Consider the following 22,793-nt stretch of genomic DNA (forward strand, 5'->3'; position numbering starts at 1 on the left):
GACAGGATCGGTTCGTCGTCTGCCGTCACCGTTCAATTCTGGGCCCGCGGCGATGATCGCGCGCGGGCGGGGGTAGCGGGTCTCGGCGCGGCGTCGGCCGTCGCGGACGCGCTGCGTGGATCGTCGCGGACGCGCGGCGTCGGTGTCGCGGACGCGCGGCGTCGGTGTCTCGGACCGACCATCCGCGCATAACGGTCAGGTCGCTGGTTATGGTCGAGGTTGAACCCCGTGCGCGGCGGAATGCGGTGTGACACCGCGACGCTGCATCCGGGTGGGGTTGCGCCCCGCACAACGACATCGAACAGGAGTCCCGCGTGACTGAACTCAAGCTCGGCTACAAGGCGTCGGCGGAACAATTCGGCCCCCGGGAGCTCGTCGAGCTCGGTGTGGCCGCTGAGGAGCACGGTCTCGACAGCGCCACGGTCAGCGACCACTTCCAGCCGTGGCGGCACAACGGCGGGCACGCGCCCTTCTCGCTGGCCTGGATGACGGCGGTGGGCGAGCGGACGCAGCGGATCCAGCTGGGCACCTCGGTACTCACCCCGACCTTCCGGTACAACCCGGCGGTGATCGCGCAGGCGTTCGCCACCATGGGCTGCCTCTACCCGGAGCGCATCATGCTGGGCGTCGGCACCGGTGAGGCGCTCAACGAGATCGCGACCGGGTACAAGGGCGACTGGCCGGAGTTCAAGGAGCGGTTCGCCCGGCTGCGGGAATCCGTCGACCTGATGCGGGCGCTGTGGACCGGTGACCGGGTCGACTTCGACGGCGAGTACTACCACACCGTCGGCGCCTCGATCTACGACGTCCCGAAGGACGGCATCCCGATCTACGTCGCCGCCGGCGGTCCGCTGGTGGCGAAGTACGCCGGTCGTGCCGGCGACGGATTCATCTGCACCTCGGGCAAGGGCATGGACCTGTACACCGAGAAGCTGATGCCGGGTGTCCAGGAGGGCGCGGCGAAGGCCGGTCGCACCCTCGACGACATCGACCGGATGATCGAGATCAAGATCTCCTACGACACCGATCCCGATCTGGCGCTGGAGAACACGCGCTTCTGGGCGCCGCTGTCGCTGACCCCCGAGCAGAAGCACAGCATCACCGACCCGATCGAGATGGAGGCCGCGGCCGACGCGCTGCCGATCGAGCAGATCGCCAAGCGGTGGATCGTCGCCAGCGATCCGGATCAGACGGTCGATTTGATCAAGCCGTACGTGGACGCGGGCCTCAACCACCTGGTGTTCCACGCCCCCGGCCACGACCAGCGCCGCTTCCTGGACCTGTTCGCCCGCGACCTCGCCCCGCGGCTGCGCAACCTGTAGCCGCCGACGGTTGGGCAGCCGGTGGCCTCTGGCGGTCGCGCAACCTGTGGCCGCTGGGGGCTGCGCGACCTGTGCCCGCTGGCGGTTGCGCGACCTTGGTACCGCGGCGGCGCAACCCCTGGTTGCGCCGCCGCTATGTGATCGGAGGCGCGCCGCGCTGCGGCTCGACCCGTTGCGATCCTCCCGCCGGCCCGGTTGCCCGCCGGATGGGCTCGCGTCAGAGCTGTCGCAGCGCGAACATCCGCATGGTGCGGTCGGTGCGCCCGCGGTAGGCGTCGTAGGCGTCGCTGATTTCGATGAAGCGGTCGAAGACCTCCTCGCGCTCGGTCTCGTCGGTGACGGGATCGGCGTGGACCGCGAGGTAGTCCCCGGAAATCGTGACGGTCGCGATCGGATAGGACAGCAGGTTCGCGGTCCAGTCGGGGTGCCGATCGCCGCCGAAATTGCTGCCGACCACGTAGAGCACATCGCCGTCGTGCACGAACAACAGCGGGGTGGTGTGCTGCTGTCCCGAGTTGCGGCCGGTGGTGGTGAGCAGCAGGATCGGCGCGCCGATCGGACCCAGCAGGGTGTAGCGTCCGGCGCTGCGCTCCAGCACTTTCCGGTCGAGCGGGGTGAGGACCCGAATGGCCGCGGACCCGGCCTTGGTCGCCGCGATCGGACTCGCCAGCCGGGCCAGCACATTCGTACGCGAGCCCCACGTCCGGTCGGGAAATTGTCCTGCCATGTGCACCGATCCTAGCGCCACCTCCGGACCCGGCTCACATCAGCGTCCGGCGGCCGCCTTCGCCTCGGCGATGAATTCGTATGCGGCACGCCAATTTCCGTCCGGGGGCAGGACCAGGACGCGCTCGGCGCCGAGTTCGGCCAGGGCGGCGAGCCGGTCGGCGAGCGCGGTGACGGTGTCCGGCGCTACCTGCATCACGGTCAGGCCGGGCGCCGGGCGGCCGCGTTCCGCGGCCAGTTCGGCCAGCCGGTCCCGGGCGGCGGTCAGTTCGGCGTCGGAGTTGCCGAGCGAGATCCAGCCGTCGCCGTAGGTCGCGGTGCGGCGAAGCGCGCGAGTTCCGTTGCCCGCGATCAGGATCGGCGGCACGGTGGCGCCGGGGGACAGGGCCGCGACGGTGCCGTCGGGCAGGGTGGTGGTCCGGCCGGCGATCAGGTCGGGCAGCAGTCGCAGCGCCTCGTCGGTGCGGTCACCACGGTCGGCGAAGGAGACTCCGGCCGCCCGCCAGCCGATGTCACCGTGCGCGGGATTGCCGGTGCCGACGCCCAGCCGCAGCCGGTCGCCGGACACGTGCTGCAGGCCGGCGGCCTGCTTGGCGGCCCAGGCCACCGGGCGCAGGGCCGCGAGCAGCACGCGGTACCCGATGCCGATCCGCTCGGTGACCGCGGCGGCCGCCGCGAGCGCCACAGTGCTGTCCAGGATCGGGGCGGTCGGGAGCAGATGATCGGCTACCCAGATCGAATCGAGTCCCGCCGTCTCGGCGAACCGCGCGGCGGCGGGAATATCGCCCAGGACGGGCCGGGCCGGGTCGGGGCTCGAGGTGGGCAGGAAGGTGCCGATTTCCGGGAGGCCGGAGCTGGATGCCATTGCAATCCTGTCGCAGATGGTTTCGTTGCATACGATTTGTATGCGTACGAATAATATGTTTGTGCAATCGATATGGCAATCCCGCGCGCCGTCCACGATGATCATTAAGCTCGGGCGCATGGCCGACCGCGCACCGTCCACTGTGTACATCGCCTCGCTCGAGGGCGACACCGGCAAATCGACGGTGGCGCTGGGTGTCCTGCAACTCCTGTCCGCCACCACGCCCCGGGTCGGGGTGTTCCGGCCCATCACGCGTTCGGCGCACGAACCGGACTACATCGTCGAACTGCTGCTCGAGTACAGCACCGCCGATATCGGGTACGAACAGGCCGTCGGCGTCTCCTACGAGCAGATGCACGCCGATCCGGACGCCGCGATCGGCGAGATCGTCGCCCGGTTCCACGCGGTCGCCGATCAGTGCGACGCGGTGGTCGTGGTCGGCACCGACTACACCGATGTCGCCGCCCCCAGCGAACTCCGCTACAACGCGCGCATCGCCGCGAACCTCGGCGCGCCGATCCTGCTGGTGCTGCGCGGTTCCGGCCGCAGCCCGGCCGAGATCGAACAGGTCGCCGAGCTGTGCCGGGGCGAACTCGCGGCCGAGCACGCCCACCTGTCGGCCGTCGTGGTCAACCGGTGCGCTCCGAAGCGGCTCGACGACGTGGCCGCCGCGGTGGCCCCGATCGGCGTCCCGGTCTGGACCCTGCCCGAGGTGCCGCTGCTGACCGCGCCGACGATGGCCGAGCTGTGCCGGGCGATCGACGGCACCCTCTACTCCGGCGATCCCGAACTGCTGCAACGGGAGGCGCTGAGCGTCATGGTCGGCGGCATGACCGCCGAGCACATCCTGGAACGGCTGACCGACTCGGTGGCCGTCATCGTCCCCGGCGACCGGTCCGACGCGCTGCTCGCGCTGGTGAACGCCCATGAGGCGGAAGGCTTTCCGTCGCTGGCCGGGATCATCATGAACGGCGGCCTGGCGCCCGATCCGGCGATCGCGCGGCTGATCCGGGGGCTGAGACCGAAACTGCCGATCCTCGAGACCGAACTCGGCACCTACGACACCGCCGCCGCGGCCGCCCGCACCCGCGGCCGGGTGTCGCTGTCCAGCGTCCGCAAGGTCGACACCGCGCTGGCGCTGATGGAAGAACGGGTGGACGGCCGGAAACTGGTGGAGCTCATCGCCGTTCCCGTACAGTCCGCGGTCACCACGCCGCAGATGTTCGAATACCGGCTGGTGGAATGGGCGCGGGCGGACCGGCGCCGGATCGTGCTGCCGGAGGGCGACGACGATCGGATCCTGCGGGCGGCCGGGCGGGTGCTGCAGCGCGGCATCGCCGATCTGCTGATCCTCGGCGACGAGGCCGCCGTCCGGGGCCGGGCCGCCGAACTCGGCGTCGACATCGCGGCCGCCTCGGTCCTGGACCCGCGCACCTCGGAGCTGCGCGAACGGTTCGCCGAGGAGTACACGAAACTGCGCGAGCACAAGGGCATGACGCCGGACCGGGCCCGCGAGATCGTCGCGGACATCTCCTTCTTCGGCACCATGATGGTGCAGGACGGGCTGGCCGACGGCATGGTGTCCGGGGCCGCGCACACCACCGCGCACACCATCCGGCCGGCGTTGCAGATCATCAAGACCCAGCCCGGGGTGTCGACGGTGTCCAGCGTGTTCCTGATGTGCCTGGCCGATCGGGTACTCGCCTACGGCGACTGCGCGGTGGTGCCGGATCCCACCGACACCCAGCTCGCCGACATCGCGATCTCGTCCGCGCACACCGCCGCCCGGTTCGGCATCGAGCCGCGGGTCGCGATGTTGTCCTACTCCACCGGCGACTCGGGTAGCGGCGCCGATGTCGACCGGGTGCGCAGCGCGACCCGGCTGGTGCACGAGCGGGCCCCGGAACTGCTGGTGGAGGGCCCGATCCAGTACGACGCCGCGATCGACCCGGTCGTCGCCCGGCAGAAGTTACCGGATTCCCAGGTGGCCGGGCACGCCACGGTCTTCGTGTTCCCGGATCTGAACACCGGCAACAACACCTACAAAGCGGTGCAGCGCAGCGCCGGGGCGGTGGCGGTCGGGCCGGTGCTGCAGGGCCTGCGCAAACCCGTCAACGATCTCTCCCGTGGCGCACTGGTCACCGATATCGTGAACACCATCGCCATCACCGCCATCCAGGCCGGATCGGAGCAGCTGGTATGAATGCGGCGCAGGACGTCCGACCCGGCGCCGCGCACTGCGTGCTGGTGATCAACACCGGCTCGTCCTCGATCAAATATCAGCTGCTGGAACCGGATTCGGCCGACGTGCGCGCGTCCGGCCAAGTGTCGCGGATCGGCGAGCCGGTCGGCGACGACACCGTCACCATCGAACACCACGGCGCCCACGGCACCTCGGAGCACCGCGGCGCGATCCCGGACCACGGCACCGGGTTACGGCTGGCGTTCGAGCTGTTCGCCCGCGACGGAACGGATCTCGTGACCGCCGGGCTGCGCGCCGTCGGCCACCGCGTCGTGCACGGCGGGGAGATCTTCTACCGGCCGACCGTCATCACCGACGCGGTGGTCGCGACCATCGACGAACTGTCCACCCTGGCGCCCCTGCACAATCCACCGAACGTCGCCGGTATCCGGTACGCCCGCGCGCTGCTGCCGGACGTCCCGCAGGTGGCCGTCTTCGACACCGCGTTCTTCCACGGCCTGCCGGACGCGGCCAAGACCTACGCCATCGACGCGCATATCGCAGCCGCTCACGGTATCCGGCGCTACGGCTTCCACGGCACCTCGCACGAGTACGTGTCCGGCCGGGTGGCCGAGGTACTCGGCCGCGACCCGGCCGCGCTGCGCCAGATCGTGCTGCATCTGGGCAACGGCGCCTCGGCGTCGGCGATCCGCGGCGGCCGCGCGGTGGACACCAGCATGGGACTGACCCCGCTGGAGGGACTGGTGATGGGCACCCGGTCCGGCGACATCGATCCGGGGATCATCGCGCATCTGGCCCGCACCGCCGATATGGACGTCGAGGCCAGTTACGAGATGCTGAACCGGAATTCGGGCCTGGAGGGGCTGGCCGGGGTGAACGACTTCCGGGCGCTGCAGGCCGCGATCGAGGCCGGCGACCGCCGCGCGCGACTGGCCTACGACGTCTACGTGCACCGGCTGCGCCGCTACATCGGCGCCTATCTGATTGAACTCGGTGGCGCCGACGCCATCACCTTCACCGCCGGCGTCGGCGAGAACAGTCCCGCCCTGCGCGCGGACGCACTGCGCGGGCTCGAAAGCTTCGGCATCGCCGTCGATTCCCTGCGCAACACCGCGAAGAGCCGTGCCGCCCGGCTCATCTCGCCCGAGGGCGCCGCGGTGTCGGTGCTCGTGGTCCCCACCGACGAGGAGCTGGCGATCGCCCGTGCGGCGGCCGTGCTGGTGGGTTGAATCAGAACCAGGACTTGGCGCGCGTCAGATTCGCCAGGTCGACCAGCGCGTAGCGATGGGCTCGGATCGGCGCGGAGCGGGCCAGCTCGCGCAGTCCGGCCTCGGTGCTCTGCCGGATACCGCGCTCGGTGAAGGGTGCGCCGAACAGGGTGGCGTTGGCCTCGCGTGGGGTCCGGCCCGCCTGTAGCCAGGCCAGGGCGGCGCCGAGCACCAGCAGCCGCATCTGACCGGCGCGTGGTTCGCCGGTGGGCAGCGCGCGGATCCGGGCGGCGGCCACCCGCAGCGTGTACTCGTCCATCTCGGCCGGAGCCGCCCCGGCGAGCATCATCAGCACTCCGGTCATCCGTGCCTCGGTGTAGTGCCGGGAGGCGAGCGGAACCTCGTCGAGCGCGGCCACCCCCTCCGCGACCCGGTTGGCCGCGGCCAGCCGCCGGGCCAGGCCGAAGGCGGCGCTGATGATGCCGCGATCGGTGCGCCGGACGGTGGCGTAATACTTCTCGGCGATCTCGCCCCACCGCTCGGGCTGCTCCGGATCCCCGTGCAGCAGAACGAGTTCGGCGGTCGCGGCGAGTGCCAGCCGGGGCGCGATCTCGCCGGGCAGCGCGCCGAGGACCTCGTCGAAACGGGCGTAGGCGCCCTCGTAGTCCTGCTCCAGCAGGTCCGCCACACCGCGATACCAGGCCACCCGCCAGTCGCCGGAATCCAAGCGGCTCAACAGCTCCCGGGCGAGCGTCGGCCGATCCAGGGCGAGTTCGATGCGGGCCTCGGCGAGCGTGCTCTCGGTGGCGAAGGTGCTCGGCACCCCGCCGGGCAGATCCGCGGATCGCCGGCGCGCGATCCGCACCGCGTCCAGCGCCTGCTCCGGCTCCGGATGGGCGGTGCCGGCCAGCAGCGCCGCCGACGGATCGGATCCGTCGAGCAGCGGCACCGGCAGCGCGGCCGCGACCTCGTGCCTGCCCAGCGTGGTTTCGCGCGCGATGCCGTCCCGGTAGGAGTCGGTCTGCCCGACCAGCTCCAGGGTGCCGAAGCTGCTGCGCATCGGGCTGAATACGGTGGACAGCTGGGGATGTTCGACCCCGGTGTCGGCGGCCAGCACCTCGCGCAGCACCCCCTCCAACTGGCCGGCCATCGCCCGCGCGGACGGGAAGCGGCGCTTCGGATCCGGGTCGGTGGCCCGCAGCAGCAGCCGGCGGAAGAACTCGTACCGGGCCAGCGTCGGCTCGTCGGCCGGATCGGGCAGCCCCTCCAGATAACGGCCCTTGTCGGCGGGCAGATCGATCGTCAGGGCCGCCAGCGTGCGGCCCGCGGTGTAGATGTCCGTCGCCACCGTGGGCCCGGTTCGCGAGATCTCCGGCGCCTGAAATCCTCTGGTGCCGTACAGATTTCCGTACGATTCGAACGGCGAGGTGGCGCCCAGGTCGATCAGCTTCACCTGGTCCTCGGTGACCATGATGTTGTCCGGCTTGAGGTCGTTGTACGCCAGTCCCAGCGAATGCAGATAGTCCAGCGCGGGCAGGATCTCCAGCAGGTAGGCGATCGCCTGCGCGACCGGCATCCGCTCCGGTTTCCGGTACCCGTCGAGCAGTTCGCGTAGCGAGCGGCCGCCCACGTATTCCATGACCAGATAACCGATCACGGCCCCCTCGGGATTGGGGTACTCGACGAAGTTGTAGATCTTGACGATGCTGGGATGGGCCAGCTCCGCCAGGTACCGGCGCTCGGCCACGGCGACCGCCTGCGCGGCCGTGTCACCACTGTGCAGCAGCCCCTTGAGCACCACCCAGCGGTTGTCGACGTTGCGATCGATGGCCAGGTAGATCCACCCCAGCCCGCCGTGCGCAATACACCCCTGCACCTCGTACTGGTTCGCGACCATATCGCCGGGTCGCAGATAGGGCCGGAAATCGTAAGGCGCGCCGCAGGTCCCGCACACGCCGACACCGGCGGCGGGATGGTCGGCGGTGGCCCGCCCGACGGGTTTGCCGCAGCGCCAGCAGAATCGGCGCCGCTCCGCCACGCTCGGTTCGGTCAGGACGGCACTCGGCGGATCCACCGGCGGCACGACCGGGATCTCCACCATGCCCGCACCCAACCGCAACATGGTCGGCCGCGACCGCGTGACCCAGCCGCGCCCCGACCCGAGGCCGCCCGAATCCGTCTGTGGCGCAGCACGACCCGATGTCGTCGCCGGTCCGGTGTCGACAGGCCCAGGACCGCGCCCGGTGTCGGCGTGCCCGGCCCGGGTCGCGGGCAATCCGGCACTGTCCGTACCGGACTCGCCCCCACCCTCCCGCCGGGATGCCACCCCCGTCGGCGGCAGCGCCGCCGCAGTGCCCTCCGCGGCGGCGTGCTGCGCCGCCGCCGGCCTGTCGGCTGTCCCGGTGTCGGCTGCCGGTGCGGTGGCCCGAGCGGGTTCGGTGGGTGGTTGCCCGGTGGAGGCGGGTTCCGGTGTGGGCGAGCCGGTTTCCCGGTCGCGGTATCCCGCCTCGGTGGCGGGCAGCTCCGGTTCGGGGGTGGGCCGGTCGTCCGGCCGGTTGGGGGGCATGTGTCTCAGTCCCGGTAGGTGGGTGTCGGCGGGCCGGGGGAGGGGCCGAGGGAGGCGAGCCAGCGCTGGTACAGCCGCTCCCAGGTGCCGTCGATCCGGATCCGTTCCAGCGTGTGGTTCACGAATCGCACCAGATCGTCGGCGCCCGAGGGGATTCCGACGCCGTACGGCTCATCGCTGAGAGTGCCGCCGACCATCCGGGTGAACGGGTCCTGCACCGCCAGGCCGGCCAGCAGCACGTTGTCGGTGGTCACCGCGTCGACCTGACCCTGTTGCAGGACCACCAGGCAGTCGGACAGGGTGGGCACGCTGAGCATCGTGGCGGCGGGCTGTTCGCGGTGCATCCGGTCTATCGAGGTGGTGCCCTCCACGACGCAGACCCGCTTGCCCGCCAGCTCGGCGAGTCCGGTGATCCGGGACGGCCGCAGCGCCAGGATCCGCTGATGCGCCAGCAGGTAGGGCGACGAGAAGCTGGCGTAGCGGCGGCGTTCACAGGTGATGGTCATGGTCTTCACCACCACGTCGACGGTGTGCTGTCGCAGCGCGGACTCCCGGTCGCCGGCGCCGAGGATCCGGAATTCGATCCGGTCGGTGCTGCCGAACAGGTCGCGCGCGATCTCCCGCGCGATGTCGACGTCGAAACCCGCGAGTGCGCCGGTCAGCGGATCCCGGAAACTGAACAGATTGCTGCCGATGTCCAGTCCCACCACCAGCCGACCGCGAGTGCGGATGGTGGTCAGGGTGGGCCCGGAGACGTCGGTGCTGGGCCGCAGGCTCGCGGTGACGTCCCCGCACCGCTGCGGCGGCGCGGCGGGCGCCCGGCTCTGTTCCGATCGCGCGCGGGCCGGCAACGGCGGTTCGACATAGCTGTCGGTCCGGGTCGGCGGCATGACCTCCGGCTCCGCGCGGCATCCGCCGGCCAGCGCCGCCGCGACCAGCAGGACCGGCAGGACCGCGCGACGGCCCGGCCTCACCGGTACTCCCGCAGCCGCGGCCACAACCCGATCACGATCAGTGCCGCGGCCAGCGTGGTCGACGCCGCCGCGCCCGCCGCCAGCAGGTTCAAAGCGCGCGCGGCATCGGCGATCCCGGACCGCAGCGCCTGCCGGGTATGGCCGATCCCGCTGGTCAGCGCCCGGTCCAGGTCGTCCACCTCGGCGGCGGCCTCGTCGGGTCCCGGGCCGATCGCGACGGAACTGGCACCGGGGAAGTCGCCGCGGGCGAGCGCGTCGGTCATCCGCTGATGCGACTCCAGCCATCGCTGCAGATGGGTGCGGGCCGCGGCGACATCCTCGCGCGCGGGGGCGTCGGCCGGATATTCGCTCAATATGGTGCTCAGGCGCGAGGTCGTCTCGTCGAAGATGCGGTCCTCGTCGCCACCGGCGTCGCGGCGCAGCAACTTCAGGGTCTCCGCCGACCGGGCCTGCTGGCTGAGGATGTGACCGATCGTGAGCGTCTCGGTCGGTACCGCGCCGTCGTCGCGGGCCCGGGTGGCGGTGGCGGCCGAGATCGTCCCCGCCGCCACGATCCAGGCCAGCAGCATCACCAGCACGATGGTCGCGGGCAACAGGCCCGGATTGAGAATCCGCCGGGTGCGCCGGGCCAGGAACACCTGCGCGCCGACCAGCGCCGACACCGTCAGCACGGGCAGCGCGATCGCCCCCCACGGCGGCCGTACCAGCCGGTACTGCGCGTCCGCGATCGCGGACGCGCGATGCTCCTGCAGCTGCTGGGCCATCGGCAGCAGCGTGGACTGCATCATGTTGGAGGCCTCACCGAAGTATGCCGTGCCGACCGGATGCCCCTGCCGGTTGTTCGCCCGCGCGGTCTCGATCAACCCGGTGTAGACCGGCAACTCGGTCGCGATCCCGAGGAGCAACTGGGCATCCGGATCCTCGGTACCGGCATCGAGGGTCCGGTTCGACTGCACGACCAGTTCCACCGCGGCCTCACCGATCGACTGGTTGTACCGGTCCCGCATCTGCTGGGGCTCCAGGCCGCCGGAGATGAAGGAGGTGCCGGCCGCGGCATCGGCCGTCGACAACGCCGAGTACAGGTGCTGTGCCGAGTTGGCATCGGGTTCGGTGCTGTCGAGCACGTTCTGCAGGGTGTGCCGGCGATTGTCGACCGCGGTCGCGATCAGGATGCCGGTGGTCATGCACAACACCAGCAGCACCAGTCCGGCCGCGATCAGCTTGGCCGGCGAGGAACGAAGCAGGTCGCGCAGGTCGGTCGCGCCGAACTGCTGCCGGACGGCGACGGCCTCCTCCAGGAACGACCGGGACCGCGGCATCGCGCCGTCCGGCTCCGGCCGGTCGCCGTCGCGCCGGCGTCCCGGCATCACCGGCCCGTCCCCGGCCCGTGCGCACGAGTGCCCGGGATCGCCCGCACACCCGAGATCGGGCGTCCGCTCAGCTTATTGTGGTCGTATCGACACCGTCCGCGGACGGCCCGGCCCGCCGGCGCCGGCCGGTGCGCGGAGGGAGCCGATATCGGTGGCAAGGATGGGACGGGACGAGCATGCGTGGTGACGGGGACGGTTTCCTGTTCAGTCCGGATGGAAGCCGGCAATGGGGCCTGTATGGGGCTGCTGGATTGTTGCTGAGGGCGCCACGAGCGCCTCGGATGGGCGGCGGAGCCATGGTATTGCTGCAACACCGCGCACCCTGGAGCCACCAGGGTGGCACCTGGGCACTGCCCGGCGGAGCCCGTGACAGCCATGAGTCCAGTGTGCACGCTGCTGTTCGGGAGGCCGAAGAGGAGGCCGGTATCACTCCGGCGGCGGTTCGCGTCCGGGGCAGCCGGGTGACTGCGAGCGCACCCTCCGGCTGGACTTACACCACCGTGGTAGCCGATGTAGCCGAACAATTGCCAACTGTCATCAACATCGAGAGCGCCGATATGGCCTGGGTGCCCGAGGAGGAGGTCGCCGACCGTCCCCTGCACCCGGGGTTCGCGGCCGCGTGGCCGACCCTGCGCGCCGAATCGGCCCGCCTGAACCTCACCGGCCTACCCGATCCCGACGCGGTGGCCGCCGCCCTGCCCCGCACGATCGATCTCGCCGACCGGGGCTTCCTCTGGCTGCACGCCGAGGGTGACGACAGCCGCCAGGCCCGGATCGGCACCGCCGACCCCGCCACGACCGACGAACTCCTGCTGACGCTCGATCAGCTGCTGGCGCCCCCGCCGAATTAGCGGCCCGCTGTGCCGCACTCGCCCGCCGGTGGGAGTGACGCGCGATCCGCGCCGGCGGAAACCGTTCCAGCTCGGGTCGCAGCTCCGGCCAGCACCGGACCTCGAGGCGGCGGCGCGGCCTCAGCGTCCGGCCGGCAGATTGGCGAGCAGCCGCTCCTTGAGCACGCGCGCGGCGGCCTCGGGATCGGCGGCGGCCGTGATCGCGCGCACGACCACGATGCGGGTGGCCCCCGCGTCGAGCACCTCCGGCAGGTTGTCGGCATCGACGCCGCCGATGGCGAACCACGGCCGCACCGGCTCGCTGCCGGCGGTGTCCCGGACCAGATCCAGCCCGGCGGCGGAGCGCCCCGGCTTGGTCGGGGTGGCCCAGACCGGCCCGGTGCAGAAGTAGTCGATGTGTTCCTCGAGGGCGGCCTGTCCGGCCTGCGCGCGGTCGTGGGTGGACCGCCCGAGCACCACATCCGGCCCGAGGATCCGGCGCGCGTACCAGGGCGGCAGATCGTCCTGCCCCAGATGCAGCACATCGGCGCCCGCGGCCAGCGCGATATCGGCGCGATCGTTGACCGCGAACAGTGCGCCGTGCCGGCGAGCGGCCGCCTTCAACTCGGCCAGCGCGCCGAGTTCCGCACGGGCCTCGAGCGGCCCGAACTCGGCCTCTCCCCGTGAACCCTTGTCGCGGAGCTGGATGATGTCCACCCCGCCGGCGAGCGCCGCCTCGGCGAAATCGGCCAGGTCGCCGGTGTCGCGCCGGGCATCCGTGCACAGATAGAGCCTGGCCGTGGCCAGACGCTCGCGAGGGGTGGGGGCGCGGTTGGGGAGGGACGGCTGCACGCCCTCGACCGTAACCGCGCTACCGTAAGGAGTCGAAACTTGGTGGGTATCCCCGCTGCGATGGCGGCCGCGCGGAGGTACCCGACGTCCCTGTCCGTGAATCCGGCGTGGCCGGTGGCGAGAGCCATCGCCCCGCACGGATCGGCGTGGGGACCGAGACGAGGTGTGGAAGGTTATGCGAACTCTGGCCGTCGTGGGCGGGGGTGTCATCGGCTCCGCGGTGGCGTGGCGGGCCGCCGAGGCCGGCTGGTCGGTCACCGTCTTCGATCCCGCCCCCGGAACCGGTTCCTCCTGGGTCGCCGGTGGCATGCTGGCCCCCCTGTCCGAGGGCTGGCCGGGCGAGACCGAGGCCCTCCGGTTCGGCGCGGCCTCCCTGTCCCGCTGGCCGGCCTTCGCCCAGGCACTGCACCGGACCACCGGCATCGACGTCCTCGTGGCCACCGCCACCCTGACCGTAGCCCTGGACGCCGCCGACGCCGCCGACCTCCGCACGATCGCCGAGTTCGCCGGAACCCAGGGCCACCCCATGCGACTCCTGGACCGCGCAGATGTGCGAAACACGGAATCGGCCCTGGCCCGCACCGTCCGAGCCGGCCTCCTGGCCCCGGAACCCGCCGCGGACAACCGCCTCCTCCTGCAGGCCCTGGCCGACGCGGGCGCCGCGACCGGCGTACGAGTGCGCCCCGAACCAGTGACCACCCTCGACGACCTGAACCACGACCACGTGGTCCTGTCCCCCGGCGCGGCGGCGGCAACCCTGTGGCCCCAACTCCCGATCCGTCCCGTCAAAGGCGAGATCCTCCGCCTCCGCCACCGCCCCGGCACCCCCCCGCCCCCCGCTCACGTGGTCCGAGCCCGAGTACACGGCCGCTCCCTCTACCTGGTCCCCCGAGCGAACGGCCTGGTGGTCGGCGCCACCCAGTACGAGGCCGGTTTCGACACCACGGTCACCGTGGCCGGAGTCCGCGACCTGATCGCCGACGCCGAAGCGGTCCTCCCCGGCATCGGCGAATACGAACTGGCGGAGGCCGCCGCGGGCTCCCGTCCCACCACCCCCGACAACCTCCCGCTGATCGGCCCCCTCACCGACCGCGTGATCGTGGCCGCCGGCCACGGCCGCAACGGCATCCTGGGCGTCCCGCTCACCGCGGACGCAGTCCTGGCCCTGCTGGCGGGCGACACCCTCCCCGAGGCGAAAGCCGCAGACCCCCACCGTTTTCCGCAGATATCAGGAGGTACCCGATGACGGCGACCCCGACACCCGTCGGCGTGACCGTGAACGGCGAGGACCACATGTTCGCCGAGCCGATCACCGTCCGAGAACTGCTGGAGCGACTCGACCTGCCGGATCGCGGGATAGCGATAGCCGTCGACGGCGTGGTCTTCCCGAAGTCCCGCTGGGACGAGCAACTCGGCCGCGGCTGGGAGATCGAGGTCCTGACGGCGGTGCAGGGTGGTTAGCACCGAACAGGCGACCGAACCCCTCCGAATCGCCGACCGCACCTTCGGCTCCCGCCTGATCATGGGCACCGGCGGCGCGGAGAACCTGGCCGTCCTGGAGGAAGCGCTCCTGGCCTCCGGCACCGAACTGACCACGGTGGCGATGCGCCGAGTGGACGCGGTAGGCGGCACCGGCGTCCTGGACCTGTTGCGCCGCTTGCACATAGCCCCCCTCCCCAACACCGCAGGCTGCCGAACCGCCGAAGAGGCCGTCCTCACAGCACAACTGGCCCGAGAAGCCCTGGAAACCCACTGGGTAAAGCTGGAGGTAGTCGCCGACGACCGAACCCTGCTCCCCGATGCCATCGAATTGGTAAGCGCCGCAGAACAACTGGTGGACGAAGGCTTCACCGTCCTCCCCTACACCACCGACGACCCCGCCCTGGCCCGCCGCCTGGAAGACGTAGGCTGCGCCGCAGTGATGCCCCTGGGCTCCCCCATAGGAACCGGCCTGGGCATAAGCAACCCCCACAACATAGAGATGATCGTGGCGACAGCAACGGTCCCGGTGATCCTCGACGCCGGCATAGGCACCGCCAGCGACGCCGCCCTCGCCATGGAATTGGGCTGCTCCGCAGTCCTGTTGGCCACCGCCGTAACCCGAGCCCGCGACCCCCGCCGCATGGCCGCAGCCATGGCAGCAGCAGTAGAGGCGGGCCACCTGGCCCGCCGAGCCGGCCGAATCCCGAAACGCTTCTGGGCCCAAGCCTCCTCCCCCGCCCGCTAGCCCCCGCCACACCCCCAGCAACCGATATCCCGGCGACCAAGGTGCACAGATCTGCCGACACACCCGGCCGATCTGCCCATCCCAAAGCTCACCCGCCACCCAGCCCGCACAGCCGCCCGCGATCACACCGACACCCCACCGCTACCCGCCTTCCGACAACCCCTCCGCCGAGTCCCGAACAGCCCCAACCATTTCACCGCTGTCCACACACCCGCCCCCGGCAAGCCCTAGGCTACTGACCGACCGAGCCCCCGAGAGATCGCGTCCGACCATGCCGCTGATCCCTGTGCAGCGAAAGGGTATACCCGAGGTGTTTTCGGCCCGCCTCGATTCTGGACTGACGGAGCGAGGGAGCGCAGCGACTGAGCGGAGGAGGGAAGAATCGAGGCCCGAAGGGCCGAAAACCCGCCGGAGCGAAGCGGAGGCCAAAAACACAGCCCCCACCAAAACGAAAACCCGAACATCGAGTCAGGAGCGAAGGGGAAGCGAGCGAACGTGATCGAAGTTGTAGGCCTGACAAAGAAATTCGGTCAGACAACAGCCGTCGACAACCTGACCTTCACGGTCCAGCCAGGCCAGGTAACCGGCTTCCTGGGCCCGAACGGCGCAGGCAAAACCACCACCATGAGAACCATCCTGGCCCTGGACACCCCCACCCAAGGCCAAGCCCTCATCCAAGGTAAACCGTACAGCGCCCTCAAACACCCCCTGAGCACAGTAGGCGCCCTCCTGGACGCGAAATGGGTCCACCCCAACAGATCCGCCCGCTCCCACCTACGCTGGCTGGCAGCCTCCAACAATATTCCCCCCACCCGCGTAGACGAGGTCCTCCGCATGGTCGGCCTGACCGAAGTAGCGGGCAAACCCGCAGGCGGCTTCTCCCTGGGCATGTCCCAGCGACTGGGCCTGGCAGGCGCCCTACTCGGCGACCCCCCCGTCCTCCTCTTCGACGAACCCCTGAACGGTCTGGACCCCGAGGGTATCCACTGGATGCGCCGCTTCATGCAGGCCCTGGCCGCGGAAGGCCGCACGATCCTGGTCTCCAGCCACCTCCTCTCGGAGATGGAACACACCGCCGAACGCCTGATAGTGATCGGCCAGGGCAGACTGATAGCCGACACCAGCACCCAGGATTTCATCGAGCGCTCCTCGGAATCCACTGTGCGAGTACGCAGCCCGCACCTGGAAAAATTCAGGACAATCCTGTCCGAAAAGTACACGGTCCGAGCCGAAGCCGACGCAATTCTGATAACCGGCGCCACCGCCGAGGCCATCGGCGAACTGGCCGCCGAACACAGCATCACCCTGTACGAGCTTGCCCCGCAACGAGCTTCACTGGAGGAGGCCTTCATGCGGATGACCGGCGGCACGGTCCAGTATCACGCCTCATCCTTCACCTCGGTCATGGGAGGCGCACTGTGACAAGCATTCTCACCGCGGAGCGCATCAAACTCACCTCGACCCGCTCCCCGCTGTGGTGCGCGATCCTGATGGTGGTGACCGCCCTGGGCCTGACCGCCCTGTTCGGCCTCCTGGCCAATTTCGCGTTCCGCACCTACACGACCAACGCGACTCACGGCCACGTCGACGCCGAGCCGCCCTATCTGCACAACGACGCGGCCGTACTCGGAATCATGGGCGCCCCCCCGATCTTCCCCGGGTTCGGCTACATCCTGGTGATGATCGTCGCCGCCCTGGCAGTCACCAGCGAATACCGCTTCGGCACGATCAAGGCCACCTTCCTGGCCACCCCGAACCGCGCACTGGTCCTCACCGCGAAGGCCGCGGTGGTAGCGCTGGGCGCCGCCGTACTGTCCGCACTCCTGGCCTTCGTCAGTCTCGGGATCCTGCTCGCGATCGTCGACCACGAACCCGCCCGCGACCTCGGCCTGGGCCATGATCTCCGAGTGTTCTACGGCGTGCCGATCTTCGTGGCCCTGGTCGTGTTCCTGTCGGTGGCGGTGGGCACACTGCTGCGCCAGTCGGCCGGCGCGATCTCCCTGCTGATCGTCTGGCCACTCCTGCTGGAGCCGATCGTGCAGGCTTTCGGCACCTGGGGCCGCCGGGTCGAGGTGTTCATGCCGTTCGAGAATGCCCTGCGATTCCTGGGTCTCGCCGACCGGAATCTGCCGTGGCACTGGAACCAGTGGTGGTGCCTCGTCTATTTCGCCGCATTCGTCGCAATAGTCTGGGCCGCAGCGATGTACGTGGTCCGCCGGCGTGACGCATGACACGGCGGTGATCTCGAACCGGAAACCGCGAGGTTAACTCTGGCCGTGCGCCTCGATTCGGCACCGACCCGTCGGTAACGTCGACGAGTACCAACACTCGTCCATCGGCGGACCCACTGCTGTGCCCGCTCCGTCCGATAGAGAGGTGGTGGCATGACGACCATCGACCGGGCGACCCCGCCCTCCCTGCTGGGATACCCTCGAGGCGTGAGCGAGACACCCGCCGACGCCCCTGAGCCCTCGGACGTCGTGATACCGCTCACGCCCGCCGACCCCGAGGCCGAAGCCGCACTGCCCGAGAACCTTTCGCCCCCCGAAGCGTCGGGCACGACCACCGTCGCCCCGGAGCCGAACAGCGCCGACCCCGAGTCGGCCACCGCCGCCCCGGAAACGGCCGGCCGCCCGAAACGCCCGGTCCGCCTGGGCGCCGGCCAGTTGTCGGCCCTGATGTCGGCGGCCACCCAGCTGTCCGCGGCCAATCAACGCCCCGGTGTGATCGGCGCCATCCGCAAGGCGCGCGAAAGCCTGCCCGGCGATCCGGCCTTCGGCGATCCGCTGTCGGTCTCCGGCCCCGGCGGCCCGCGCGCGGTCGCCCGCGCCGCCGACCGCCTGACGGGCGACACCCCGAGCGCGGCCCGCGAGATCGGCCTCGGCGCCCTCCAGGTCTGGCAGGCGATGCTCGAACGAACCGGTCGCGGCCGCGGCACCCGCCCGATCACCGTCCTGTTCACCGATCTCGTCGCCTTCTCCCGCTGGTCGCTGACCGCCGGCGACGAAACCACCCTGATCCTGCTGCGCGAGGTGGCGAAGGCCATCGAACCGCCCATCGTGGAGCGCGGCGGCCAGGTGGTGAAGCGGATGGGCGACGGCGTGATGGCGGTGTTCGCCTCGCCGGACCGGGCCGTGGACGCGGTGGTGACGGCTCGCCGGAACCTCGCCCGGGTTCGGGTCCAGGGCTACCGCCCGCAGATGCGAGCCGGCCTGCACACCGGCACCCCGCGCGAGATCGGCGGCGACTGGCTCGGTGTCGACGTGACGGTCGCGGCCCGCGTGATGGAGGCCGGCGGCAACGGCAACACCATGCTGTCCTCGGCGACGCTGGAGGCACTGCAACCGGAAACCCTGGAACGCCTCGGTCTGGCCGTGAAGCCGTACCGTCGAAGCATTTTCGCCGCCCCACTGTCCGGCGTACCGGAGGATCTGCGCATCTACCGGCTGGACGGGACGCACGAGGACCGATAGTCCGCCGCACAGCCGGCTCACCGTCGCTCGTGGCCCGGACATGTTGCGCGGCAACCTGACTCGGGCGGCGCGTCGAGCACTTCACGCGGCCGAGCGTGGCAGTCCACCCGGCCGGGCGCGCCGCACGCGGTGCTTCCGTCAGCCGCGCTGCACCCGACGCAGGGCCTCGATCACGCTCACCAGGTGCGCTTGGGCGGCCAGGCGCGCGGCCTCGGGATCGTGCCCGCACACGGCGTCGATGATCGCCAGATGTTCCGGCAGCGACACCGACGGCCGCCCCGGTTGCAGCGCGAGCCGGAACTGGTGCCGGACCAGTTGCGCGCGCAGCCGCTCCAGCACGCGCGCGGCGGTACCCTGCCCGCTGATCTCGCGGATCCGGCGATGCAACCGCTGGTTGAGTTCGGAGTATCCGGTGAGGTCGCCCGCCGCGACGGCGGTACGCATGGCCTGCCCGAGTTCCCGCAGCTCGCCGGCCTGTTCCGGGCCGATCCGCTCGGCCGCCTTCGCGGCGCACAGCGCCTCCAGCGCCATCCGCACCTCGTAGATCTCGACGGCCTCGTCCAGCGATACCGCCCGCACCCGAGCGCCACGGTTCGCGACGCGCTCCACCAGCCCCTCGTTGGTGAGTTCCAGCAGCGCGGCCCGTACCGCCGCGCGCCCGGCGTCGAACCGCTCGGACAGATCCGCCTCGACCAGCCGCTGATCGGCGACGAACTCGCCGCGCAGGATCGTCTCCCGAATGGCGTCGACCAGACTCTCATGGCTGGTCTGCGGGGTCGCCGCCCGAACCGATGTTGCCGGATCCACAGTCATCCTGCCGCCCGTGTGCTCGCCGATGGTGGTGCCGGGCCGCCGGGGCCCGCTCCGCGATGGTAGCGCCGGGCCGCGGCCCGGCGCCGTTGCGACGTCAGCCTTGCGTCAGCCAGATGACACCGCCGACTGCGGCGAGCACCGCGCAGGCGCCGAGTGCGACGGCGAGCGGCCGTGTGGTCTTCCACAGCGTGTAGGTGCCGCCGAGCAGGAAGCCGGCCAGGGCGATGAGCAGCAGGGCGATCACGGAGTGGGACACGCCGCCATTCTGCCCGGCCGGTCGCGGCCGCGACGCCGAGGCCCCCATCAGGCAATACCGCGAATAAAAATCACGCAGGCTTGCTTTTTTAGGGGGAGAATGTGAGGCTGGTCGAGCGTGGCGGCGAGGCCGCGCGAGCGGACTAGGGAAGGCGTGCTGATGAGCGATGCGGCCGTCGAAGGGGCGTCGCCCCCGGCAGCGGTGCCGACCCCGGCGGGGGAGGTGCTCCGGATCGGCAACTGTTCCGGTTTCTACGGCGATCGCTTCGCGGCGATGCGGGAGATGCTCACCGGTGGGCCGCTGGACGTGCTCACCGGCGACTACCTCGCCGAGCTGACGATGCTGATCCTGGGCCGCGACCGCATGAAGGACGCCTCCCTCGGCTACGCGAAGACCTTCGTCCGGCAGCTGGAACAGTGCCTGGCGCTGGCGCTGGAGCGCGGCGTGCGGATCGTGACCAACGCCGGCGGCCTGAACCCGGCCGGCCTGGCGCAGCGGATCCGCGAGGTCGCCGCGGCGGCCGGGCTGGAGGTGCGGGTCGCGCACGTCGAGGGCGACGACCTGCTGCCGCGGGCCGCGGAACTGGGCCTCGGTGCCCCGCTCACCGCCAACGCCTATCTCGGCGCCTGGGGTATCGCCGAATGTCTCACCGCCGGAGCCGATGTGGTGGTCACCGGCCGGGTCACCGACGCCTCGCTGGTCGTCGGTCCTGCCGCCGCCCACTTCGGCTGGGGCCGTGCGGATTTCGACGCGCTCGCCGGCGCGGTGGTGGCCGGGCACGTGATCGAGTGCGGAACCCAGGCCACCGGCGGCAATTTCGCGTTCTTCACCGAGGTCGCCGACCTCGGCCGCCCCGGCTTCCCCATCGCGGAACTGCGACCCGACGGCAGCTCCGTGATCACCAAACATCCGGGCTCCGGCGGCACGGTCACCGTCGATACCGTCGCGGCCCAGCTGATGTACGAGATCCAGGGCGCGCGCTACGCCGGCCCGGACGTCACCACCCGGCTCGACAGCGTCCACCTGACCCGACAGGGCCCGGATCGCGTGCTGATCAGCGGCGTCACCGGCGAGGCCCCGCCGCCGCGGCTGAAGGTGTCGCTCAACACCCTCGGCGGCTTCCGCAACGAGATGACCTTCGTCCTCACCGGACTCGACATCGAGGCGAAAGCGCAACTGGCGCAACGGCAACTGGAGTCCGAACTGCCGGCCCGCCCCGCCGAACTGGAATGGACGCTCAGCCGCCTGGACCGTCCCGACGCCGACACCGAGGAGCGGGCCAGCGCGCTGCTGCGCTGCGTCGCGCGCGATCCGGATCCGAAGGTGGTCGGCCGCAAGTTCTCCAATACCGCGGTCGAATTGGCGCTGGGCAGCTACCCCGGCTGCACCCTCACCTCGCCTCCCGGTGACGGCTCGCCCTACGGGGTGTTCACCGCCGGTTACGTCGACGCCGCCGAGGTGCCGCACACCGCGGTCCTGCCGGACGGCTCCCGCATCCCGATCGCCCCGGCGGCGGCCACTCTGGAGCTCGCCGAGGTCGCCGAACCCGCGCTGCCGCAACCACTTCCGCCCGGACCCACGCGGCGGGCGCCACTGGGCGCGATCGCGCTGGCGCGCAGCGGCGACAAGGGCGGCAACGCCAACATCGGCGTCTGGGTACGCACCGACGAGCAGTGGCGCTGGCTGGTGCACGCGCTCACCGTCGACGAGGTGCGGGTGCTGCTGCCGGAGGCCGCGAAACTGCCGATCACCCGGCACGTCCTGCCGGAACTGCGGGCCCTGAACTTCGTGATCGAGGGCCTGCTCGGACAGGGCGTCGCCTACAACGCCCGGTTCGATCCCCAGGCCAAGGGCCTCGGTGAATGGCTGCGCTCGCGGCACGTGGACGTGCCGACCGGCCTGCTCGGCACCGGACGGGAGCGGTCATGACCGTGTGGGACACCCCCGAACGGCGCGAGTTGCGCGCCACGGTACGAGGTTTCGTCGAACGCGAGATCCTCCCCGACCTGGACGACTGGGAGCGCGCCGGTGCCATCCCGCGCGAAGTGCACCGCGCGGCGGGCGAACTCGGCCTGCTCGGCATCGGCTTCCCGGAATCCGCCGGCGGTTCCGGCGGCGACCCGATCGACGCCACGGTGGTGTGCGAGGAGATGCACTACGCCGGTGTCTCCGGCGGCCTGTGGGCCTCGCTGTTCACCTGCGGCATCGCGGTCCCGCACCTGATCCGCGCCGGCGATCCGGATCAGATCGAGCGGTGGGTGCGGCCGACGCTGGCGGGCGAGAAGATCGGCTCGCTGGCCATCACCGAGCCCGGTGGCGGTTCCGACGTCGGCCACCTCACCACCAGCGCGGTGCGCGACGGCGACCACTTCGTCGTGAACGGCGCCAAGACCTTCATCACCTCCGGCACCCGCGCCGATTTCGTGGTCACCGCGGTGCGCACCGGCGGTCCGGGCGCGGCCGGGGTGTCGTTACTGGTGGTGGAGGCGGGCACGCCGGGTTTCACGGTCGGCCGCAAGCTGGAGAAGATGGGCTGGCTGGCCTCCGACACCGCGGAACTGTCCTATGTGGACGTCCGGGTGCCCGCCGCCAACCTGGTCGGGCCGGAGAACAGCGGATTCGCCCAGATAGCAACGGCTTTCGTCAGCGAGCGGGTGGGACTGGCCGCCCAGGCCTACGCCCAGGCGCAGCGCTGCCTCGACCTGACCGCGCGCTGGTGCCGCGAGCGCGTGACCTTCGGCCGCCCCCTGATCGCCCGGCAATCGGTGCAGAACACGCTGGCCGAGATGGCCCGCCGCGTCGACGTCGCCCGGGTCTACACCCGGCACGTGGCCGAACGCGCCGCCGCCGGCGAGACCGATCTGATCGCCGAGGTCTGCTTCGCCAAGAACACCGCGGTGGAGGCGGGTGAATGGGTCGCCAACCAGGCCGTACAACTGTTCGGCGGCCTCGGATACATGCGCGAGTCCGAGGTGGAGCGGCAGTACCGCGACATGCGCATCCTCGGCATCGGCGGTGGGACGACGGAGATTCTGACCGCCCTGGCGGCAAAACGATTGGGGTTCACGGTATGAGCGTTCAGGGCCGGAGGCGGCAGCGAAGCGTTAC

At 70.9% G+C, this 22,793-nt stretch carries 20 protein-coding genes; 12 read left to right on the forward strand and 8 right to left on the reverse strand.

The features are described from left to right. The first annotated feature begins 314 nt into the window (after positions 1 to 314). Entirely contained in the window at positions 315 to 1,322 is a 1,008-nt protein-coding gene (gene fgd / locus NRB56_RS33145) for a glucose-6-phosphate dehydrogenase (coenzyme-F420) (RefSeq protein WP_319943894.1), read from the forward strand. A 217-nt stretch (positions 1,323 to 1,539) separates the two neighbouring features. On the opposite strand, the gene NRB56_RS33150 is transcribed toward fgd, so the two are convergent. Continuing rightward, entirely contained in the window at positions 1,540 to 2,049 is a 510-nt protein-coding gene (locus NRB56_RS33150) for a nitroreductase/quinone reductase family protein (protein WP_153348298.1), read from the reverse strand. 39 nt (positions 2,050 to 2,088) lie between these two features. Continuing rightward, positions 2,089 to 2,913, reverse strand: coding sequence for an LLM class flavin-dependent oxidoreductase (locus tag NRB56_RS33155; protein WP_153348299.1), 825 nt, complete (start codon positions 2,911 to 2,913; stop codon positions 2,089 to 2,091). 118 nt (positions 2,914 to 3,031) lie between these two features. Here NRB56_RS33155 and pta point away from each other — a divergent pair, with 118 nt between their 5' ends. Both pta and NRB56_RS33165 read left to right on the forward strand, forming a co-directional pair. Further along, positions 3,032 to 5,116 carry a phosphate acetyltransferase gene (pta, locus tag NRB56_RS33160; protein WP_153348300.1) on the forward strand — a complete coding sequence of 695 codons (2,085 nt, stop codon included), beginning with the start codon at positions 3,032 to 3,034 and terminating at the stop codon, positions 5,114 to 5,116. Then, positions 5,113 to 6,345, forward strand: a complete 1,233-nt coding sequence (locus NRB56_RS33165; RefSeq protein ID WP_153348301.1) for an acetate kinase — start codon at positions 5,113 to 5,115, stop codon at positions 6,343 to 6,345. The genes pta and NRB56_RS33165 overlap by 4 nt, the downstream gene beginning before the upstream one ends. A 1-nt stretch (position 6,346) precedes the next feature. Here NRB56_RS33165 and NRB56_RS33170 read toward each other — a convergent pair whose 3' ends face one another. From NRB56_RS33170 to NRB56_RS33180, 3 genes are read right to left on the reverse strand one after another with little or no spacing between them, the layout of a single operon-like run. Further along, positions 6,347 to 8,890: a serine/threonine-protein kinase gene (locus tag NRB56_RS33170; RefSeq protein ID WP_194291082.1), complete on the reverse strand. Its 2,544-nt coding sequence runs from the start codon at positions 8,888 to 8,890 to the stop codon at positions 6,347 to 6,349. A 5-nt stretch (positions 8,891 to 8,895) separates the two neighbouring features. Then, positions 8,896 to 9,864 (reverse strand): glutamate ABC transporter substrate-binding protein, encoded by a 969-nt coding sequence (locus tag NRB56_RS33175; RefSeq protein ID WP_319943895.1) that lies wholly within the window; start codon positions 9,862 to 9,864, stop codon positions 8,896 to 8,898. After that, on the reverse strand, positions 9,861 to 11,231 hold the full coding sequence (locus NRB56_RS33180) for a hypothetical protein (protein WP_153348302.1): 1,371 nt from the start codon (positions 11,229 to 11,231) through the stop codon (positions 9,861 to 9,863). Before NRB56_RS33180 ends, NRB56_RS33175 begins: the two co-directional genes overlap by 4 nt. 299 nt (positions 11,232 to 11,530) lie before the next feature. Here NRB56_RS33180 and NRB56_RS33185 point away from each other — a divergent pair, with 299 nt between their 5' ends. After that, on the forward strand, positions 11,531 to 12,085 hold the full coding sequence (locus tag NRB56_RS33185) for an NUDIX domain-containing protein (RefSeq protein WP_406603560.1): 555 nt from the start codon (positions 11,531 to 11,533) through the stop codon (positions 12,083 to 12,085). Between the two features lie 120 nt (positions 12,086 to 12,205). On the opposite strand, the gene thiE is transcribed toward NRB56_RS33185, so the two are convergent. Further along, the gene (thiE, locus tag NRB56_RS33190; protein WP_319943896.1) at positions 12,206 to 12,916 is read right to left on the reverse strand and encodes a thiamine phosphate synthase; all 711 of its coding nucleotides are present in this window, start codon (positions 12,914 to 12,916) and stop codon (positions 12,206 to 12,208) included. 175 nt (positions 12,917 to 13,091) lie between these two features. Here thiE and thiO point away from each other — a divergent pair, with 175 nt between their 5' ends. From thiO to NRB56_RS33220, 6 genes are all read left to right on the forward strand, one after another. Next, positions 13,092 to 14,162 (forward strand): glycine oxidase ThiO, encoded by a 1,071-nt coding sequence (gene thiO, locus NRB56_RS33195; protein WP_153348304.1) that lies wholly within the window; start codon positions 13,092 to 13,094, stop codon positions 14,160 to 14,162. Beyond that, on the forward strand, positions 14,159 to 14,377 hold the full coding sequence (thiS, locus tag NRB56_RS33200) for a sulfur carrier protein ThiS (protein WP_153348305.1): 219 nt from the start codon (positions 14,159 to 14,161) through the stop codon (positions 14,375 to 14,377). The genes thiO and thiS overlap by 4 nt, the downstream gene beginning before the upstream one ends. Continuing rightward, positions 14,370 to 15,143, forward strand: a complete 774-nt coding sequence (gene thiG, locus NRB56_RS33205) for a thiazole synthase (RefSeq protein WP_406603561.1) — start codon at positions 14,370 to 14,372, stop codon at positions 15,141 to 15,143. The genes thiS and thiG overlap by 8 nt, the downstream gene beginning before the upstream one ends. A 495-nt stretch (positions 15,144 to 15,638) precedes the next feature. Then, entirely contained in the window at positions 15,639 to 16,565 is a 927-nt protein-coding gene (locus tag NRB56_RS33210; protein WP_319943897.1) for an ATP-binding cassette domain-containing protein, read from the forward strand. Further along, positions 16,562 to 17,374: an ABC transporter permease gene (locus tag NRB56_RS33215; protein ID WP_319943898.1), complete on the forward strand. Its 813-nt coding sequence runs from the start codon at positions 16,562 to 16,564 to the stop codon at positions 17,372 to 17,374. The genes NRB56_RS33210 and NRB56_RS33215 overlap by 4 nt, the downstream gene beginning before the upstream one ends. A gap of 207 nt (positions 17,375 to 17,581) precedes the next feature. Beyond that, on the forward strand, positions 17,582 to 18,616 hold the full coding sequence (locus tag NRB56_RS33220; RefSeq protein ID WP_406603562.1) for an adenylate/guanylate cyclase domain-containing protein: 1,035 nt from the start codon (positions 17,582 to 17,584) through the stop codon (positions 18,614 to 18,616). A 138-nt stretch (positions 18,617 to 18,754) separates the two neighbouring features. Here the strand turns inward: NRB56_RS33220 and NRB56_RS33225 are convergent, their stop codons facing one another. Together NRB56_RS33225 and NRB56_RS33230 are read right to left on the reverse strand one after the other, a co-directional pair. Further along, positions 18,755 to 19,429, reverse strand: a complete 675-nt coding sequence (locus tag NRB56_RS33225) for a GntR family transcriptional regulator (protein ID WP_153348306.1) — start codon at positions 19,427 to 19,429, stop codon at positions 18,755 to 18,757. Between the two features lie 94 nt (positions 19,430 to 19,523). After that, positions 19,524 to 19,685 (reverse strand): hypothetical protein, encoded by a 162-nt coding sequence (locus tag NRB56_RS33230; protein ID WP_227838547.1) that lies wholly within the window; start codon positions 19,683 to 19,685, stop codon positions 19,524 to 19,526. A gap of 159 nt (positions 19,686 to 19,844) precedes the next feature. On the opposite strand from NRB56_RS33230, the gene NRB56_RS33235 reads away from it, so the two are divergent. Both NRB56_RS33235 and NRB56_RS33240 read left to right on the forward strand, forming a co-directional pair. Continuing rightward, positions 19,845 to 21,614, forward strand: a complete 1,770-nt coding sequence (locus NRB56_RS33235) for an acyclic terpene utilization AtuA family protein (RefSeq protein WP_153348308.1) — start codon at positions 19,845 to 19,847, stop codon at positions 21,612 to 21,614. After that, positions 21,611 to 22,759, forward strand: coding sequence for an acyl-CoA dehydrogenase family protein (locus NRB56_RS33240; RefSeq protein WP_153348309.1), 1,149 nt, complete (start codon positions 21,611 to 21,613; stop codon positions 22,757 to 22,759). The genes NRB56_RS33235 and NRB56_RS33240 overlap by 4 nt, the downstream gene beginning before the upstream one ends. Positions 22,760 to 22,793: the final 34 nt, after the last annotated feature.

It is taken from the genome of Nocardia aurantia (genome assembly GCF_009604425.1).
Taxonomy (GTDB): Bacteria; Actinomycetota; Actinomycetes; order Mycobacteriales; family Mycobacteriaceae; genus Nocardia; species Nocardia aurantia.